Genomic DNA, 16,676 nt, shown 5'->3' with positions numbered 1-16,676 from the left:
GCCGCCGTAACCCTCGCTGCGACAGGGAGGGTTCTTCATGCTCACATTCATCGCTCCGTTTGTGCTGCTTCAGGCGAGCGCGGAAACGCCGCCGCAACCACCCGCAGCCCCGCCGCCCGCTTGCGAGAGCGAAGCCCACGCCGGCTTCGACCTGTGGGTCGGCGAATGGAAGGTCTTTCCCAACGGCAGCGACACGCAGGTAGCGAACAGCCGGATCGAGCGGATGTCTGGCGGATGCTCGATCCGCGAGACGTGGATGCCCTTTCGCGGCTATGGCGGGCAGAGCATTTCGATGCTCAACCATACGACGGGCCGCTGGCAGCAGACCTGGGTCGGCGCGGATGGCAAGCGTGTCGATTTCGAAGGCGGTGTCGTCGATGGCGCGATGGTGCTCACAGGCTATTGGGATGACGTGAACGGGCCGGGGCAGGATGCGCTGATCCGGATGACCTATTCAAAACTTGATGACGGTTCTGTGAGACAGCACGGAGAGGCCTCGACGGACCATGGGCTTTCGTGGCAAACGAGCTTCGATCTTATCTACCGGGCGAAGGACACGACCGACCTATGACTACGATTGCCGATTTTGAAGTCACCACAAACCGCGGCGAAGCGCTCGATCTCGCGACCAAGAAGGGCAAAGTTCTGCTGGTAGTGAACACCGCGTCCAAATGCGGTTTCACCCCGCAATATGACGGGCTGGAAAAGCTCTATCAGGACTTCAAGGATAAGGATTTCGAAGTCCTCGGTTTTCCCTGCAACCAGTTCGGCGCGCAGGAACCGGGCAATGCCGACGAGATTGCCGAATTCTGCAAGGTCAATTTCGGCGTCACCTTTCCCCTGATGGCAAAGATCGACGTGAATGGGCCGGACGCCTCGCCGTTATTCGACTGGATGAAGAATGAGAAGAAGGGCGTGATGGGTTCGAAATCGATCAAGTGGAACTTCACCAAGTTCCTGATCGACCGCGATGGCAATGTCGTGAAGCGTTACGGCCCGCAGGACACCCCTCGCATGATCGCAAGGGACATCGAAAAGCTGCTTTGAGCGCCGCGTAGGCGCCTACTTCCAGTGCCATCTGAGCGGCTTGGTAGCCTCGCGGACCAGCTTACCCTTGGCTTCGAGGTCAAGCTGAACCGTCTTCGCCCACCAGCCGCTTGTCTTGCCGCCGGGGAACAGATCGTCCGAGAGGTGCGGTTTCACCTGATCGATCATTTCGGACTGCGTCAGGCCGGGTGACGACTTTGGCAGCGCCTTTTCGAAAGCGGCGAACATGTCGGCATATTTAGCCGCGTTCACCCGGTTCGTTTTGCCCGGCGTGTTGACGTTCTCGACTTCGATCATCTCGCTCATAAGATCCTCGCGGCGAGCGAATTTAGCTTGCCCCCAGCTTTTCCCCAAGTCCCGGTGATCGAAGCTTGAATGCCGCTGGTCGAGGCGTACCTTCAATTCATGCCTTTCGCTCCCTTCGTCCCTTTGCGTGTTTTGTCTTCCTATTCGATGCTCGAAGGAGCCATCGATCCCAAGGCGATTGCCAAGCTTGCCAAGGAGCGCGGCTTTCCCGCGATTTCGATCTGTGACCGCAATGGCCTGTATGGCGCGGTCATGTTCGCCAATGCCTGCAAAAGCGAAGGTGTGCAGCCGATCATCGGCACGCTGCTGGGCGTTGCGCGCGAAGGGTCGGAAGGCAAGCTTGTCGATTACCTGCCGCTGCTCGCGCAGGATGAGGCGGGCTATGACAATCTGTGCCATCTCGTCTCCAAGGCGCACCTTGATCGCCCGCTTGAGCTTGAGCCGCATGTCGTCATGGACGATCTGGAAGGTCACACAGATGGCCTGATTGCGCTGACCGGCGCGGGCGAGGGCGCGCTGACCCGGCTGCTAGCAGAGGGGCAGGTCGACACCGCGACCGCTTTTGTCGAGCGGCTCGACAAGCTTTTCGTGAACCGCCTTTACATCGAGCTGGCGCGCCACGGCAATCCGGTGTGCGAACGCGCGGAAGACGCGCTGATCGAGATGGCGTATAATCGCGCGCTGCCGCTTGTCGCGACCAATCCTGCAAACTTTGCCGAACCCCATATGCACAAGGCGCATGACGCCATGCTGTGCATCGCAAACTCGACTTATATCGAGAACGAAGACCGCCCGCGCACCAATCAGGCGGCTTTCGTCAAATCGTCGAACATGATGGAAGAGCTGTTCGCGGACCTGCCCGAGGCGACCGCTAACACGCTCGTGATTGCGCAAAGGTGCGCCTACGCGCCTCCCTATCGCGACCCCATCCTGCCAAGCCTTGCGGGCGACCTTGAGGGCGAGGCGAAGATGCTGGCTGAGCAATCGAAGGCAGGTCTGGAGGATCGGCTCTCAACGTATGAGGACCTGTCCGAAGAAGACCGGAAGGTTTACTTCGACCGCCTCGACTATGAAATCGACATCATCGTCGGGATGGGTTTTCCCGGATACTTCCTGATCGTTGCCGACTTCATCCAGTGGGCGAAGGATCAGGGCATTCCGGTGGGGCCGGGACGCGGTTCGGGCGCTGGCTCGATCGTCGCATGGGCGCTCACCATCACCGACCTCGATCCGATCCAGCTGGGCCTGCTGTTCGAGCGTTTCCTCAACCCCGAACGCGTGTCGATGCCCGACTTCGACATCGACTTCTGCGAAACGCGGCGCGGCGAAGTCATCCGCTATGTGCAGAAGAAATACGGCCACGATCACGTCGCGCAGATCATCACCTTCGGCAAGATGAAGGCGCGCGCGGTTTTGCGCGATTGCGGACGTATCCTGCAGATGAGCTACGGGCAGGTGGATCGCCTGTGCAAGATGGTGCCCAACCATCCGACCGATCCTTGGACACTGCCGCGCGCCTTGAACGGCGCGGCCGATTTCAAGAAGGAATATGACAACGACAACGAGGTGAAGCGCCTTGTTGACCTGGCGCTTCAGCTTGAAGGTCTGCCGCGTAACTCGTCGACCCACGCTGCGGGCGTGGTCATCGGGGACAGACCGCTGGCGAAGCTGGTCCCGCTCTACCGCGATCCGCGTTCGGATATGCCGGTGACGCAATACGACATGAAGAATGTCGAAAGCTCGGGCCTCGTGAAGTTCGACTTTCTCGGGCTCAAAACGCTGTCGGTGCTGCGCAAGGCCGTGGACTTGCTCGCGACGCGCGGGATTGAGATTGATCTGGGGGCGCTGCCTCTGGATGACACGGCGGTCTACGACCTCATGCAGATGGGTAATACGGTCGGTGTGTTCCAACTGGAATCCGAAGGCATGCGCCGCACACTCAAGGCGGTGAAGCCATCCAATTTCGGCGACATCATCGCGCTCGTCTCGCTTTATCGTCCGGGCCCGATGGACAACATCCCGCTGTTCGGACAGCGCAAGGCGGGCGAGGTGCCGATTGAATATCCGCATCCCAAGCTTGAGGGGATTCTCGCCGAAACCTACGGCATCTTCGTCTACCAGGAACAGGTCATGCAGGCCGCGCAGATCCTTGCGGGATACTCGCTCGGCGATGCTGACCTCTTGCGACGCGCAATGGGTAAGAAGGTCCAGGCCGAAATGGACATCCAGCGCGGCCGCTTTGTCGAAGGCTGCAAGGACGTTTCCGGCATCGAGGCCAAGCAGGCGAACGAGCTGTTCGACTTGATTGACAAGTTCGCAGGCTACGGTTTCAACAAATCGCACGCTGCCGCCTACGCGCTGCTCGCCTATCAGACTGCATGGATGAAGGCGCATTATCCGGAAGAATTCTACGCCGCTTCGATGTGTTTCGACCTGCACCAGTCGGAAAAGCTGAACATCTTCGTTGATGATGCGCGGCGTTATCCGGCGGAGCGCGCGAACGGGTCGGGCGTTGAGGTACTTCCGCCAGACGTCAACCATTCCGAAGCGCGCTTCACGGTCGAGCAGACCGACGATGGCTACGCGGTCCGCTATGCGCTCGCGGGCATTCGCAATGTCGGTGAGAAGGCGATGGAGGCGATTGTTGCCGAACGCCGCTCTAATGGACCATTTGAGAGCCTCAAGGATCTGTTCGAGCGGATGCCCCAAGGCGCGATGAACCGGCGCCAGCTCGAAGGGTTGATCTGCGCAGGTGCGCTAGACGGGCTCTACCCCAACCGGGGCGAGTTGTTCGCCAATGCCGACCTTCTGCTCGCCACAGCCGATGCGGCAGCGCGTGAGCGGTCAAGCGGGCAGGGCGGTCTGTTTGGAGGAGACAACGCACCGCAGGAAGACTTGCGCCTGCAGCCTGCCGAAAGCTGGTCACGGCCCGACCAGATGGCGAAGGAGCGCGAGAATTTCGGCTTCTACTTCTCCGCTCACCCGGTCCAGCAATATCGCGAAGTCGCCTCCGCACAGGGCGCGCGCACTTACCAGAGCCTGATGGATGGCGGCGCGCCTGCTGGCCGTCAGACCGCCGTGATCGCCGCCATGGTCGAGAGCGCAGGCAAGGGTCGGACCAAACGCGGCGCGGAATTCGTGCGCGGCCAGTTCTCCGACGCATCAGGCCAATTCTCAGCGGCGTGTTTTGAAGAATCGCTCGTCTCCAGCTTCCAGAACTGGGCCGATAGCGGCGAATGCGTGCTGCTGACGGTTGAGCTCGATTCGCCCAATCCGGGCGAACCACCGCGTCTTACCGTGCGCGGTGCAAGGCCGCTCTCCTCGGTGACTGGCAGCACGCCGATGATCCTCAAGATGGATGTCACCAGCCTGGACGGGCTGGCCGAACTGAAGCTTGAGCTGACGCAGGAGGACAAGGCTCTTGGCGAAGTGCTCGTTCGGCTGATCCTCGGCCCTGACGAGGAGGCGCATGTACGGCTTGGCTCGAACTTCGTCCTCGATGGCGAACTGGCAGAGCGGCTCGCTCAGGCAGAGGGTATCGAGAATATCGCGCTTGAACCCTTACGGGGACGGCCGAACCTCAAGTTGGTGGCCTGATGGACCGCTCGGTCGCTGATCTCACCGAGAAGGAGAGAGAAGCCCTGCATCTTCTGCTTGATGGCCATGACACCAAATCAAGCGCTACTGCGCTCGGCCTGTCGGTCCACACCGTCAATGATCGCCTCCGCAATGCACGCCGCAAACTGGGTGTGTCCTCAAGCCGGGAGGCCGCAAGAATCTTGCGAGATGCGGAGGGGCAGACACCCCAAAACCCTGTGCACACATCTTTAGGGATGGAGCGGGAAACCGTAGCCGACGAGAATGCAGTCCTCAGTCAAACACGCCGCATCGGCCCATCGCGGGCCGTGTGGTTGTCAGGAGGAATGCTCACTATGTCCATAATTATCGCTCTCGCCGTCTTCACTTCGGTTTCACCTTCCGAGACATCATCCAACGTCGCCAGCGCGCCGGAATATCCCGTGGAAGAGGGCGCACGGGTAACACCGGAAGATCCGGAATCGCTCAATCTCGCAAACGCTTTTCTCGACAAGGTCGATTCCTCGGACTGGGCGGGCAGCTGGAACACCGCCGGCGCCATGTTCCGCAATGAAGTGACCTCCGCCGAGTGGGAAAGCCAGGTCAAACCTGTGAGGTTGCCGCTCGGAGCGGTAAATGCGCGGCGGCTCGTCAACGTCCAGCGTGCGAGCACTCTGCCCGGTGCCCCCGAGGGCGAATACGAGGTTCTTCAGTTCCAGACCGACTTTGCAGGCAAAGAAGGAATGTCGATCGAAACCGTTGTCATGGTGATGGGCAAGAACGGATGGGAAGTATCAGGCTATTTCATCGTCTGACGAAGCAGCCATAGCGCAATAAAAAGGGCCGGGAGATCGCTCTCCCGGCCCTTTCTGATTTGCTCGCCGAAGCGATACTTACATGCCCGACCCCGGACCGTAAGTGATTTCGACGCGGCGGTTCTGCAGTTCGCGCACACCGTCTGCGGTGGGAACGCGCGGCTGCGATTCGCCGAAGGCTTCGCTTGCAATGCGGCCCGAAGGCACGCCGCGTGCGGTCATGTATTCCATCACGCTCATGTTGCGACGCTCAGCCAGAGCCATGTTGTAGCTCACGCTGCCCGAACGGTCGGTGTGACCGGCAAGCATGACGCGCGCCGTGCCGCAGTTCGAATATGCGGTGACCGCATTGTCGAGGATCGTCGCAGCATCCGCCGTAATCGTGCTTTCATCAAAGTCGAAGAACACGATGTACGGGCCGGTGTTGCACGGCGCTGCCTGCGGAGCAGGTGGCGGCGGCGGTGGCGGCGGTGGCGGGGGAGGCGGCGGAGGAGGCGGCGGCGGAGGAGGCGGCGGGGGAGGCGCAGCCTGACCGCCGAAGTTGAAGGTCAGCGTACCAAGCACCGAGTGCGATTCCTGGAACAGCTCAAGACCGTTGCCGCCGAAGCCCTGAAGCTCGACATTGTCCGCGCGGAAGTAGCGATACTTCACACCCAGATCGACATTGTCGGCGATCGGATAACGCGCACCGGCGATGCCCTGATAGGCAAAGGTAGTGTCGCTATCGTCGGCGAACGTGCCGTTGACCGGATCGCTCAGCTCGAAGCTGACATTGGCAAAGCCAGCGCCAGCACCGACGAAGAACTGCAGACCATCGTCGTCACCGAAATCAACAATCGCGTTGACCATGGCGGTCAGCGTTTCCTGAGTGCTGTCGGGACCCGTGCGGAACCCGCCCGGAACGCCGAGAGTGTTGTTAGGGCTGGTAACGATGAACGTGTCGTGGTCCTGGTTCTTGAAGGTACCTTCAGCCTCAAGACGGAACATGCCGAAATCGTAACCGACGACGGCTTCGAGTTCGATGCCTTCGCCCGTGTTGACGAGCGAATCGTTCAGCGGCGGGGTGCCCTGGAACGGCTCGCTCTCGACCTCGATCTGGTCTTCAAAGACGATGCCTCCGCCGATACCGGCGTAGACTTGTCCGTCGCGCGCTTGCGCTGGGACTGCGATGATTGCTGCCGTGCTGGCTAGCAGGATCGCTGTTTTTCTCATTCTTGTCCTCACTATGTAACTGACCTGTCACGCGAAAAAGGGGGATCGTGACGGTGACATCTATAATACCCTGAAACTGAAGAAGTTCCAAATTTCTTTCACTTTGGAGAAATTATCGGTCTTCGGCCCTGCTTATGCGACCAGTGACAGCTGGATTGCCCGCTGCTCACCTTAATCAATTTCCTCATTTTGGAAGCGTTTCGTGCCTCTAACGCAAAAGGGGCCGGATCGTTCCGGCCCCTTTCGAGTATCGACTGGTGAGGAACCCTACATGCCCGAACCCGGGCCGTAAGTGACTTCGACGCGGCGGTTCTGCAGTTCGCGCACACCGTCTGCGGTGGGAACGCGCGGCTGCGATTCGCCGAAGGCTTCGCTTGCGATGCGGCCCGAAGGCACGCCGCGTGCGGTCATGTATTCCATGACGCTCATGTTGCGACGCTCAGCCAGAGCCATGTTGTAGGTGACGCTGCCCGAACGGTCGGTGTGACCGGCCAGCATGACGCGCGCCGTACCGCAATTTGCATAAGCGGTGACCGCATTGTCGAGGATCGTCGCAGCATCCGCCGTGATCGCGCTCTCATCAAAGTCGAAGAACACGATGTAGGGCCCCGTATTGCACGCCGGAGCAGGCGGCGGTGGCGGAGGAGGCGGTGGCGGCGGAGGAGGAGGTGGTGCCGGCGGCGGGGGCGGAGGCGGCGGTGGTGGAGGCGGAGGTGCGGCCTGCCCGCCAAGGTTCCAGATCAGGCTCGCCAAGACAGAGTGCGATTGATAGTCGACTTCGATCGGGTTTCCGTTGGAGGCGTCGAGTTCGAATTCATCGACAACGAAAAAGCGATACTTGAGGCCGACGTCCATCCGGTCGTTCACGGCAACGCGGAAGCCCGCGATTGCCTGATACGCGAAGTCGCTCGCAGAATCGTCGATCAGGCTGCCGAGATCTGCAGGCTCGATCGACAGGTCGACCCGCGCGATCCCGGCACCACCGCCCGCATAGACCTGAATACCGTCGTCATCGCCAAACTCGATGAGCGCATTCACCATGCCGCTCAGGATGTTGATGTCCGCCGACGAGCTGACAAAGCTGACCGGGGCCGTCTGGCCGCCCGCAGTGAAGGTCGGATTGAGCAAGGTGACATCGTCGATGCCGTTGTTCTTGTAAGAACCCTCGGCCTCAAGCCGGAAGGCGCCGAAATCGTAGCCGAAGATCACATCGGCATCGAAGCCGAGGTTCGGATCGGCAAACGCGGCGTTGGTCTGGGGATCGGTGTCTGCAAGATCGATGTCGATCTGGTTGCCGTCATTAATACCCGCTTCCAGACCGACATAGGCCTGTCCTTCGCGCGCTTGCGCAGGTGCGGCGATAATCGCCGCGGTGGTGGCGAGCAAAAGTGCTGTTCTTGTCATTGTAACCCTCACTGAGTCTTGAACTCATATGTGCGGTTAGGACGCCCCTATGGCAGTTGCGTGACGCATATCGGCTCATTGTCACAACTCTGTATGATCCAGCATCACCGATTGCATTGCGCCGGGCTGCGCGCCATGATCCTTGGTGAGAGACGCTGCGATCAGCAGCGGGAATTTTCAGGAGAGAGAAACAACGATGCAGACGCAGAACCTGGGTGCAATGCAGGACTGGAGCATGCGGATCACGTCAGTGATCGACCATGCCGCACGCGAAGCCGGAGCGCGCGAGATCGTAACGCGCTGGGCCGATGGCAGCGAAACGCGCACCGATTGGGCAGGCATTCGCAGCGATGCGTTGAAGATGGCACAGGCTTTGAAGGCTCTGGGCATCAAACCGGGCGAGCGCGTTGCAAGTCTAGCGATGAACCATTCGCGTCACCTGGTTAGCTGGTACGGCGTCGCTGGCATGGGCGGGGTGCTTCACACGGTGAACCCGCGCCTGTTTGAAGACCAGCTCGAATATATCGTCACCCACGCCGAAGACCGCGTGCTGCTGTACGATGCGGCGTTCCAACCGATTGTCGATGCGATGAAGGATCGCTGGCCCACCATCGAGCATTACATCTGCTACGATTCCGGCGAGCACACGACCAGTTTCGAAGACTGGATCGGCGAACAGGACGGCGACACGCAATGGTTCGCCGGTGACGAGCGCGATCCGTGCATGATCTGCTACACCAGCGGCACGACCGGGAACCCGAAAGGCGTCCAGTACGAGCACCGTTCAACCATCATGCACGCGATCAGCGGGCTTCAGCCTGCCGCTTTCAACTTTTCGAGCGCGTCGGTGATGCTCCCGGTCGTGCCGATGTTCCACGCGGCTAGCTGGGGGCTGCCCTATGCCGGCGCGATGGCGGGGATCAAGTTCGTCTTTTCCGCCGTGAACGACCCGGCAGTCCTGCATGAAATGATGATCAAGGAAGGCGTCACCGACAGCGCCGGTGTCCCGACCGTCTGGCTCGCTCACTTCCAGTATTGCGACAAGGAAGGCCTCGACCTGCCGCCACTGAAAGCGGCAACGATCGGCGGCTCTGCTGCGCCCAAATTCATGATCAAGCGCCTGCTCGAAAACGGAACGCGCGTACAGCATGCCTGGGGGATGACCGAAACCAGCCCCATCGGAACGGTTGGCGGTCCGACGTGGGACTGGGACACGCTCACGCTGGACGAGAAGGTCGACAAATGCGCGATGCAGGGTCGCCCGGTGTTCGGTGTCGAACTGCGCACGGTGGACCTCGACGATATGGCGACAGAACTGCCGCGTGATGGTTTGACGAGCGGCGCGCTCCAGATCCGGGGACCATGGATCATCAAGCGATACTTCAAAGCGGAACAGGACGCCGTGAACAACGAAGGCTGGTTCGACACCGGCGATGTGGGCATCCTGCATCCCGATGGCACGCTCCAACTCACCGACCGGACCAAGGACGTGATCAAGTCGGGCGGCGAATGGATCAGCTCGGTCGAGCTTGAGAACGCAGCCGTCGGCCACCCCGCTGTCGCAGAGGCGGCCTGTGTCGGCATGTTCCACCCCAAATGGGACGAACGCCCGGTGCTGTTCGTTATCAGGAACGAAGGGGCCGAATGCAGCGCCGACGATATCATCGAGCATCTGAAGCCGCTGGTCGCGAAGTGGTGGCTGCCCGATGCGGTCGAATTCGTCGACGACATACCGCACACCGCGACCGGCAAGATATCGAAGAAGGATCTGCGCGACCGGTTCTCGGACTACAAGCTGGAGGCGTAAAGGCATGATGAGAAACCGTATCGCGACCCTGTTCGCGCCGCTCGCGCTGCTCGCCTGCACTTCATCGGCAGCGGCATCCGTCATCGACGTGGCCAAGACCCCGTGGTGCGGGTGCTGCGCTGTGTGGGTCGAACGAATGGAAGCCGCCGGCTTCACGCTCGATGTGCGCAATGTCGAGGATTTGAACCCGATTGCCGATGAGGCTGGCGTGCCCCGCAACCTGCGCGGTTGCCACACCGCCATGGTCGAAGGCTACGTGATCGAAGGACATGTTCCCGCAGAGGACATCAAGCGCCTGCTTGAAGAGCGGCCCGACGCGGTCGGCCTCAGCGTTCCGGGAATGCCGGTAGGTTCGCCGGGAATGGAGCAGGGCAGCCGGGTCGACCGGTATCAGGTCGTGCTGATCATGGCCGATGGGCGCCACCGCGTGTGGTCGACCCACGGCCCTTCGCAATCCTGAAGCCGAGCGAGCACGAACCCATGGCGAAAAGCTACATCGACCCGTCGCCTGCCAATTTTCAGGCATTCAAGGACCTGCCGCGTGATGAGCCGATCCACATGCTCAACTTGCTGCGATTCCGTGACCTCGCTGAATATCCGGAAGGCCACGAATATCACGGCAATGGCTGGACCGGCAGGCGTGCTTACGAGGAATACGGCAAGACTTCAGGCCCGATTTTCAGCCGCGTGGGCGGCAAGATTGTCTGGCGCGGCGCGTTTCAGACGATGGTGACGGGGCCGGAGCCTGACGAGAAAGTCTGGCACGACGGCTTCGTCGCGCAATACCCCAATGCGGGCGCCTTCTTCGAAATGATCAAGGACGCCGATTATCAGAAGGCCGTGGTGAACCGCACCGCCGCGCTGCTCGATAGCCGCCTGATGCGTTTCAAACCGGGCGAAGTCGGCGGAGGGTTTGGTTAGTCCGAACCGCTGTCACACTCGCCATCTGGCGGGCCGAATGGGGCGATACGCGGGTTGGAGAACGATCCTTCGTCCGGTGATCCTTCCGGTGTGTCGCGGCCGAGTTGTTCATTCATTTTCTCGGCCACGTCAGCCGGGACAAGCACGGTGCAAAGCTTCTCGACTTCGTCGGTGACGATCACGCCGAACTCTTCGTCGATGGCATCGCGCGGGATGCCGAAACGTTCGGCCACGGCGTCAGGATCGGGCGGGTCTCCATCGAAATGGAACTGCACCATCACCTTGGGTTGATCCTGAGCCATGACCGATCGTCTCTCTTGCTAGGGGTTGGCGTCAGCTGCAGCCGCAGCCACCGCCGCCCGATTTGCCACCAGAGGGCGCTGGAGCAGGCGAACCGTCGTCACCGGCGACCGCCTGATACTGGCCGATATAGTAGAACAGTTCGGCCAGCTCTTCCACGCTCAGTTCCTCAAGCGCGGCTCCATCGCTCAGGTCGAGCATGCCGACCTGGCTACCCTGTGCATCGCCATCATATTCATCGAAGAAATCGAAGCTTGCAAAGTCCGCTTCCTGGCCCGGACGCGGAGGAATGGGCGGGATGGGCGGGATGGGCGGAATGGGGATCGGACGCGGCGGACGCGGGATCGGCAGACGCGGGCGACACAGTCTCGGAAACCGGCGGCAGATATGCGGCGGCAGCGGGACCGGGCGACAGATGTGCGGATGCGTGCGGCAGATGTCGATAACGATCGGTCGCAACTGCCGGGCAATCGCGCAGCCATTGACCACGCCGTAGCCATGCGAAAAATCATAGCCGCGCGTTCCCAGATCCTGAGCTGTGCTCGTGATCAGTCGCCGGATCGCCGCCGGGGTCCGCGATGCATTGCCAGCAACATAAGGCCGCTTCGAACGAACCGCTGCGACAACGCCCGCGACGACCGGACAGGCTGCTGATGTGCCTCCATCAGCGGCATAGACGCCCGAGCCCTGAAAGTGCGTGTAGCCAGAAATATCGGGCTTGTTACGCACGAGGCGACCTGGGCCCTTGCTGGAATAGCCCACGCGGGTCTTGGTTGTATCGACCCCCGCGACCGAGAGCACCTGTGGGTGGCTGTTCGCGCCATAAATCGCGCGCGAGGTCACTCCCCGGCAACGGCCGTCGGGACAATCGCTCCCGCAATTGCCTGCCGCAAACAGGATGTCCGCGCCGTGCCGAGCAAGCGTGGTAACGATCCGGTTGAACGGGTGCGCGGGATTGTCGCTATAATTGCCCGGATGGCCGACCGGGTAATCCCATGATGGATGGAACATGCCCCAACTGTTGTTGACCACCAGCGAACGCGTCTCACCGGGGCGACGCGGCGCGCGCATCACATTGATGAGGTGCTGGTATGCGCGAACGGCGTCCGACAGGAACCCTTCCATAATGGTGCCGCCGGTCGCCTGCGTCTGAAGCAGCGCGATGTCGAGCAGCGTGCACTTGGGCGCTGCGATACAGGCATCGAAGGCGCACATCGTACCGTGTCCAACCGGCAGGCTGCCGGGGGTCAGGCCCGCACGCGGTACCCAGCTGCGGCCGGCATCGAAACCGGGATTTTTCCCCTTCGAACGGATATGCGCCATGTTGATGCCGCTATCGACGATGGCGACGAGAACACCTTCGCCGTCAGCGCCTGCGCGGTGAAGGGTGCTGGTGCACAAAAGCCGCTCGACAGTCCGGTCGTTTCCTTGCGGAGGCGATCCGGGGCAGATGAGGCAAGGCTCGATCGTGACGTCGGCATAGACACCGCGCACGCCGGGCTTTTTCATCAGCTCCTTCGCCGCTTTCTCGGCATCGTCGGCATCGACGTTGCACCGCATGAGATAGGTTGTTTCGACTGAGGGTTGAGCGTCAAATCCCGCATCTTCGAAAGCGGCATCCTCGCCGTCCTCTTCGGAAGCCGTATCGAAGCCGAAATCGTCGTCGAACGCCGCAAAGCTCGCTTCGCTTGCGCCGCCCGCCAGATCGGTCATCTCGGTGACGCCGAAATCTGTGTCCAGCGTGATGCCGGAGACATCGTCGGCAGCGGTGACGGTCTTCGATTTTCGCATCGCCTTTTCGGTTTCGGCGCCGGCATCGAATTTGCCGGTGGAGGCAGCGGCAAGGCCGCGGTCCTCTTCCATCTCGATTAAAAGTTTTACTAAGCTCATGATCCTGTTCCTGTTTTGGATTATTGTAGAACAAGTGATTGAGCGACCTTTATTGTTCCCTCTCGTTGCAATCACGCATAGGTCATCGATCCCAAGATGTATGGGAAGTTAAGGCTACTTGTCTTATAATGACCGAATCGGATTGTATGGATTTGTATTATAGAATGATGGTATAGAATCGACATTTCGTGTTCAGACACAGAATAGTAGTTAGTTTACAGTTATATTAACCAAACTACATTCATTTCTCTACTGCGACTTATGGAGTGCAACTTTGCCGCCGGTAAAGTGTCGAACAATGTTGGTTTCAGCCGAACTCGCGGCCTAAGCCACCCGGCAGAGGGTCTTCGAAATTGCCCGCCATCGTGCTCTTGGCTAGGTTCGCGTCACATTGAAACCAGCGGAGAAACACCATGCCAACCATTGCCGTCGCCACGGATTTCAGCCCGAGAGCGGACCGGGCGGTCGATCGCGCAAAGCTTCTTCAAAAGCAGATGGGTGGCAAATTGCTTGTAATCCATGCGACCAATCTTGCGGCGGACGATCCGCCCGACATGGACGATCTCAATCGCAAGATGCGGCTTTCATCCGGGTTGCAACCTGTCGCTGGCGAGGTGAAGTTCCTCTACCCGAGCGGAACCCCGACCAAGGCGATTGCGATATCCTGCGACAAACAGGGCGTGGATATGCTCTGTCTGGGACCGGCGCGCTACAACACGCTTGGCGACTATTTCCTTGGCACGGCCGTAGATTACATCCTCCGATCCACCACGAAGCCGGTTCTGGTGGTCAAGCTGCGCGCCCACACGGAGTATCGAGAGATCGTGGCCGGGACCGACTTCTCGCCCGGATCGGCGCACGCGATCCTGACCGCCGCACGGATGTTCCCCGAAGTCAAGGTGCACGTGGTCAACGCATGGCAGGTCCCGTTCAGGGCATTCAACAAGGACGCGTATGCAGCCGACGAAGTCGAGCGCGATCACAACAAAAAGCTCGCCGAATTCATGGCCGGGCTGGCCGAGCGGGAGGGGCGCCTCGCCGATGCGACCAGCGAAGTGATCCAGGGTGATGCATGCGATGCCTTGCGACAGGCGATTGCGGTCAATCCGGACGCGCTCGTCGTCGTTGGCAGCCACGGGACAAGCGGCTTCAAACAGGCGACAATCGGCAGCGTGACAAGCGAGCTGCTGCGTTATCTCGATGCCGATACGCTGGTGATCAATTCCGCCGATGCCGAACACTGATAGCGGCGAAGCGTCAGGAGATCAGAGTGTCCAGACGGCCGCCGAACTCGGCGACCGCCGATTTATCGTCTAGAATTATGCGCGGCGTTCTTCGCCTGATCGCCGAACATACTTGCGCCGCTCCGGGCCGTCATATGGGGTGTTGGACTTGCGACGATCGCCTGAACGTCGATCCGATACGCGACGGTCCGATGCACCGCCCTCGCTGGTAGTTGATGTCGTGGTCATACTCGTCTCCCCCGAATGTACCAATTGGTCATCAGCACTGGTAATTAAACATCCAATTTAGTTAATTTCTTGTAAAGAGTGCGACGAGCTGAAGTATACGACAATCACGTGACAATTAGTCTCGCTCAGAATAGGCTCAACTGACCACCGGTTTCAGGAGGCCTGAACTGCGAGCAATCAAGCTCAAAACCAGGCCTCCCGATACCGGCGCGCTTGCATGCGACGCGGAACCGCGTTCGAAGAAGGTCCGCCCAGACGCCTGACGGTTTCATGCGTGTGAAGAAATCGGGATCGTTGTCGCGCCCTTGCCTGATTGAGCGAACGATGCTCATAACCTTACCCGCACGCTCGGGGTAGTGAACGTCAAGCCATTCGCGGAACAGCGGCGACACTTCGTGCGGCAGGCGCAGCGGTATCCAGCCGATGCTCTGAACGCCCAGCGCAGCGACACGTTCGATTATGCTTTCCATGAATTCGTCGGTGATCGCCGGAATGATGGGCGAGATCGAACAATGGACCGGCACGCCGAGACTTGCCAGCTTGCCAAGCGCCGCGATCCGCTTGGCCGGGGCAGGGCAGCGCGGTTCGAGCTTGCCCGAAAGGATGGGGTCAAGCGTCGTGACCGAAATCGCCACCGCCACCAGTTTGCATTGCGCCAATTCCTCAAGCAGGTCAGCATCGCGGATAACCCGGTCGGACTTGGTCGTGATGGTGACCGGATGCCGCGCCTCCAGACACACTTCGAGGATATCGCGAGTGATACGATATCGCTTCTCGATCGGTTGATAGGGGTCGGTGTTGGTGCCCAGCGCGATGGGTTTCGGGAGGTATTTCCGCTTCGCCAGAGTTTCGCGAAGAAGCTCGCCCGCATTGGGTTTGGCAAACAATTGCGTTTCGAAATCGAGGCCCGGCGACAGGTCGTGATAGGCGTGGGTAGGGCGCGCGAAACAGTAGATGCAGCCATGCTCGCACCCGCGATAGGCGTTGATTGATCGGTCGAAGGGGACATCGGGCGATTTGTTGAAGGTGAGGATCGTTTTCGGGCGTTCCTCTGTCACCGTCGTGCGCAATTTTATCGGCGGTCCGTCCAACGCCTCCATATGATCGCGCCAGTCGCCATCTGTATCCCGCGTGGCGAGGCCGAAGCGGGTCGAGACATCACCTGAAGCAGCGCCGCGTCCGCGTTCAAAATCGGGATGGTCGGGTGTCCGCATGGGTGGAACATATAAGGAACATGCACGCTCATGTCACCCGTTTTCGCTTTCCTACATGGCGCACGAAAAGGCATGAGAACCACATGGAAAACAGGCATTCGGAAGGAGGACAGATTTTAGCACCAGGACCGTGTAACATGCGGTCCACTTCTCAAGCAAAGTGCTAAAAACGCTAGACTTCAGGATTCGCGCAATCTGGGCATCAGCTCGACGAAATTGCATGGCCTGTTGCGGCTGTCGAGTTGTTCGGCAAGGATGCCGTCCCAGCCATCCTTGACCGCTCCGTTAGAACCGGGAAGCGCGAAGATGTAAGTGCCCCGCGCAACGATGGCGCAGGCGCGTGACTGGACGGTGCTGGTTCCGATGGTCTTGTAGCTGATCCAGCGGAACAGCTCGCCAAAGCCGGGAATGTCGCGACCGCCATCGATACGCGAAAGCGCTTCGGGAGTGACATCACGGCCAGTCAGGCCAGTGCCACCGGTCGAGATGATCGCGTCGATCTTCGGGTTGTCGATCCAGCTCTCGATCTCGTCGACGAGCAGGATCGCATCGTCCTTGATGATGGCGCGTTCGGCGATGGTGTGACCGGCGGCCTCGATCCTTGCGGCGAGTATGTCGCCGGACGTGTCGTCGTCGCGCGTGCGGGTGTCGGAGACGGTCAGAACAGCGATGTTGATCGGGGTGAAGGGAAGGGTCTCGTCAATCGCCATTG

General features: G+C 60.2%; 16 protein-coding genes. 8 read left to right on the top strand and 8 right to left on the bottom strand.

The features are described from left to right. Positions 1-37 precede the first annotated feature (37 nt). Together CD351_RS10900 and CD351_RS10895 are read left to right on the top strand one after the other, a co-directional pair. Positions 38-571 (top strand): hypothetical protein, encoded by a 534-nt coding sequence (locus CD351_RS10900; protein ID WP_111992670.1) that lies wholly within the window; start codon positions 38-40, stop codon positions 569-571. Next, a complete protein-coding gene (locus CD351_RS10895) occupies positions 568-1,047 on the top strand; it encodes a glutathione peroxidase (protein WP_111992669.1) in 480 nt (159 codons plus the stop codon). The genes CD351_RS10900 and CD351_RS10895 overlap by 4 nt, the downstream gene beginning before the upstream one ends. A 15-nt stretch (positions 1,048-1,062) precedes the next feature. Here CD351_RS10895 and CD351_RS10890 read toward each other — a convergent pair whose 3' ends face one another. Next, on the bottom strand, positions 1,063-1,353 hold the full coding sequence (locus CD351_RS10890) for a hypothetical protein (protein ID WP_111992668.1): 291 nt from the start codon (positions 1,351-1,353) through the stop codon (positions 1,063-1,065). 99 nt (positions 1,354-1,452) lie between these two features. Between CD351_RS10890 and dnaE the strand changes: the two genes are divergently transcribed. Continuing rightward, complete coding sequence (gene dnaE, locus CD351_RS10885; protein WP_111993716.1) at positions 1,453-4,950, top strand: DNA polymerase III subunit alpha; 3,498 nt, start codon at positions 1,453-1,455, stop codon at positions 4,948-4,950. Then, on the top strand, positions 4,950-5,744 hold the full coding sequence (locus CD351_RS10880) for a DUF4019 domain-containing protein (RefSeq protein WP_111992667.1): 795 nt from the start codon (positions 4,950-4,952) through the stop codon (positions 5,742-5,744). The genes dnaE and CD351_RS10880 overlap by 1 nt, the downstream gene beginning before the upstream one ends. Before the next feature lie 78 nt (positions 5,745-5,822). Here the strand turns inward: CD351_RS10880 and CD351_RS10875 are convergent, their stop codons facing one another. Both CD351_RS10875 and CD351_RS10870 read right to left on the bottom strand, forming a co-directional pair. After that, positions 5,823-6,956: an OmpA family protein gene (locus tag CD351_RS10875; RefSeq protein ID WP_111992666.1), complete on the bottom strand. Its 1,134-nt coding sequence runs from the start codon at positions 6,954-6,956 to the stop codon at positions 5,823-5,825. Positions 6,957-7,223: 267 nt separating this feature from the next. Next, entirely contained in the window at positions 7,224-8,360 is a 1,137-nt protein-coding gene (locus tag CD351_RS10870; RefSeq protein ID WP_111992665.1) for an OmpA family protein, read from the bottom strand. 196 nt (positions 8,361-8,556) lie between these two features. Between CD351_RS10870 and CD351_RS10865 the strand changes: the two genes are divergently transcribed. From CD351_RS10865 to CD351_RS10855, 3 genes are read left to right on the top strand one after another with little or no spacing between them, the layout of a single operon-like run. Further along, positions 8,557-10,167 carry a long-chain fatty acid--CoA ligase gene (locus tag CD351_RS10865; RefSeq protein WP_234027112.1) on the top strand — a complete coding sequence of 537 codons (1,611 nt, stop codon included), beginning with the start codon at positions 8,557-8,559 and terminating at the stop codon, positions 10,165-10,167. A 4-nt stretch (positions 10,168-10,171) separates the two neighbouring features. Further along, positions 10,172-10,627, top strand: a complete 456-nt coding sequence (locus CD351_RS10860; protein WP_111992664.1) for a DUF411 domain-containing protein — start codon at positions 10,172-10,174, stop codon at positions 10,625-10,627. 20 nt (positions 10,628-10,647) lie between these two features. Next, positions 10,648-11,088 carry a DUF1330 domain-containing protein gene (locus CD351_RS10855; protein WP_111992663.1) on the top strand — a complete coding sequence of 147 codons (441 nt, stop codon included), beginning with the start codon at positions 10,648-10,650 and terminating at the stop codon, positions 11,086-11,088. Here the strand turns inward: CD351_RS10855 and CD351_RS10850 are convergent. Both CD351_RS10850 and CD351_RS10845 read right to left on the bottom strand, forming a co-directional pair. Further along, entirely contained in the window at positions 11,085-11,390 is a 306-nt protein-coding gene (locus CD351_RS10850) for a hypothetical protein (RefSeq protein WP_111992662.1), read from the bottom strand. The two genes, CD351_RS10855 and CD351_RS10850, sit on opposite strands and share 4 nt — an antisense overlap. A 31-nt stretch (positions 11,391-11,421) precedes the next feature. Beyond that, on the bottom strand, positions 11,422-13,278 hold the full coding sequence (locus tag CD351_RS10845; protein ID WP_199797869.1) for a S8 family serine peptidase: 1,857 nt from the start codon (positions 13,276-13,278) through the stop codon (positions 11,422-11,424). A gap of 413 nt (positions 13,279-13,691) precedes the next feature. Here CD351_RS10845 and CD351_RS10840 point away from each other — a divergent pair, with 413 nt between their 5' ends. Further along, positions 13,692-14,522 (top strand): universal stress protein, encoded by an 831-nt coding sequence (locus CD351_RS10840; RefSeq protein ID WP_111992661.1) that lies wholly within the window; start codon positions 13,692-13,694, stop codon positions 14,520-14,522. Positions 14,523-14,597: 75 nt separating this feature from the next. On the opposite strand, the gene CD351_RS15735 is transcribed toward CD351_RS10840, so the two are convergent. From CD351_RS15735 to moaB, 3 genes are all read right to left on the bottom strand, one after another. Beyond that, positions 14,598-14,750: a hypothetical protein gene (locus CD351_RS15735; RefSeq protein WP_162627694.1), complete on the bottom strand. Its 153-nt coding sequence runs from the start codon at positions 14,748-14,750 to the stop codon at positions 14,598-14,600. Positions 14,751-14,875: 125 nt separating this feature from the next. Beyond that, a complete protein-coding gene (locus CD351_RS10835) occupies positions 14,876-15,964 on the bottom strand; it encodes a PA0069 family radical SAM protein (RefSeq protein ID WP_111992660.1) in 1,089 nt (362 codons plus the stop codon). Between the two features lie 179 nt (positions 15,965-16,143). Beyond that, positions 16,144-16,674, bottom strand: a complete 531-nt coding sequence (gene moaB, locus CD351_RS10830; protein WP_111992659.1) for a molybdenum cofactor biosynthesis protein B — start codon at positions 16,672-16,674, stop codon at positions 16,144-16,146. Between the last annotated feature and the right edge of the window lie 2 nt (positions 16,675-16,676).

Origin of the sequence: Erythrobacter sp. KY5 (assembly GCF_003264115.1) — a bacterium.
Classification (GTDB): Bacteria; Pseudomonadota; Alphaproteobacteria; order Sphingomonadales; family Sphingomonadaceae; genus Erythrobacter.
The sequence above is the reverse complement of the archived record's forward strand: the minus strand, read 5'-3'. Positions and strand labels throughout refer to the sequence as shown.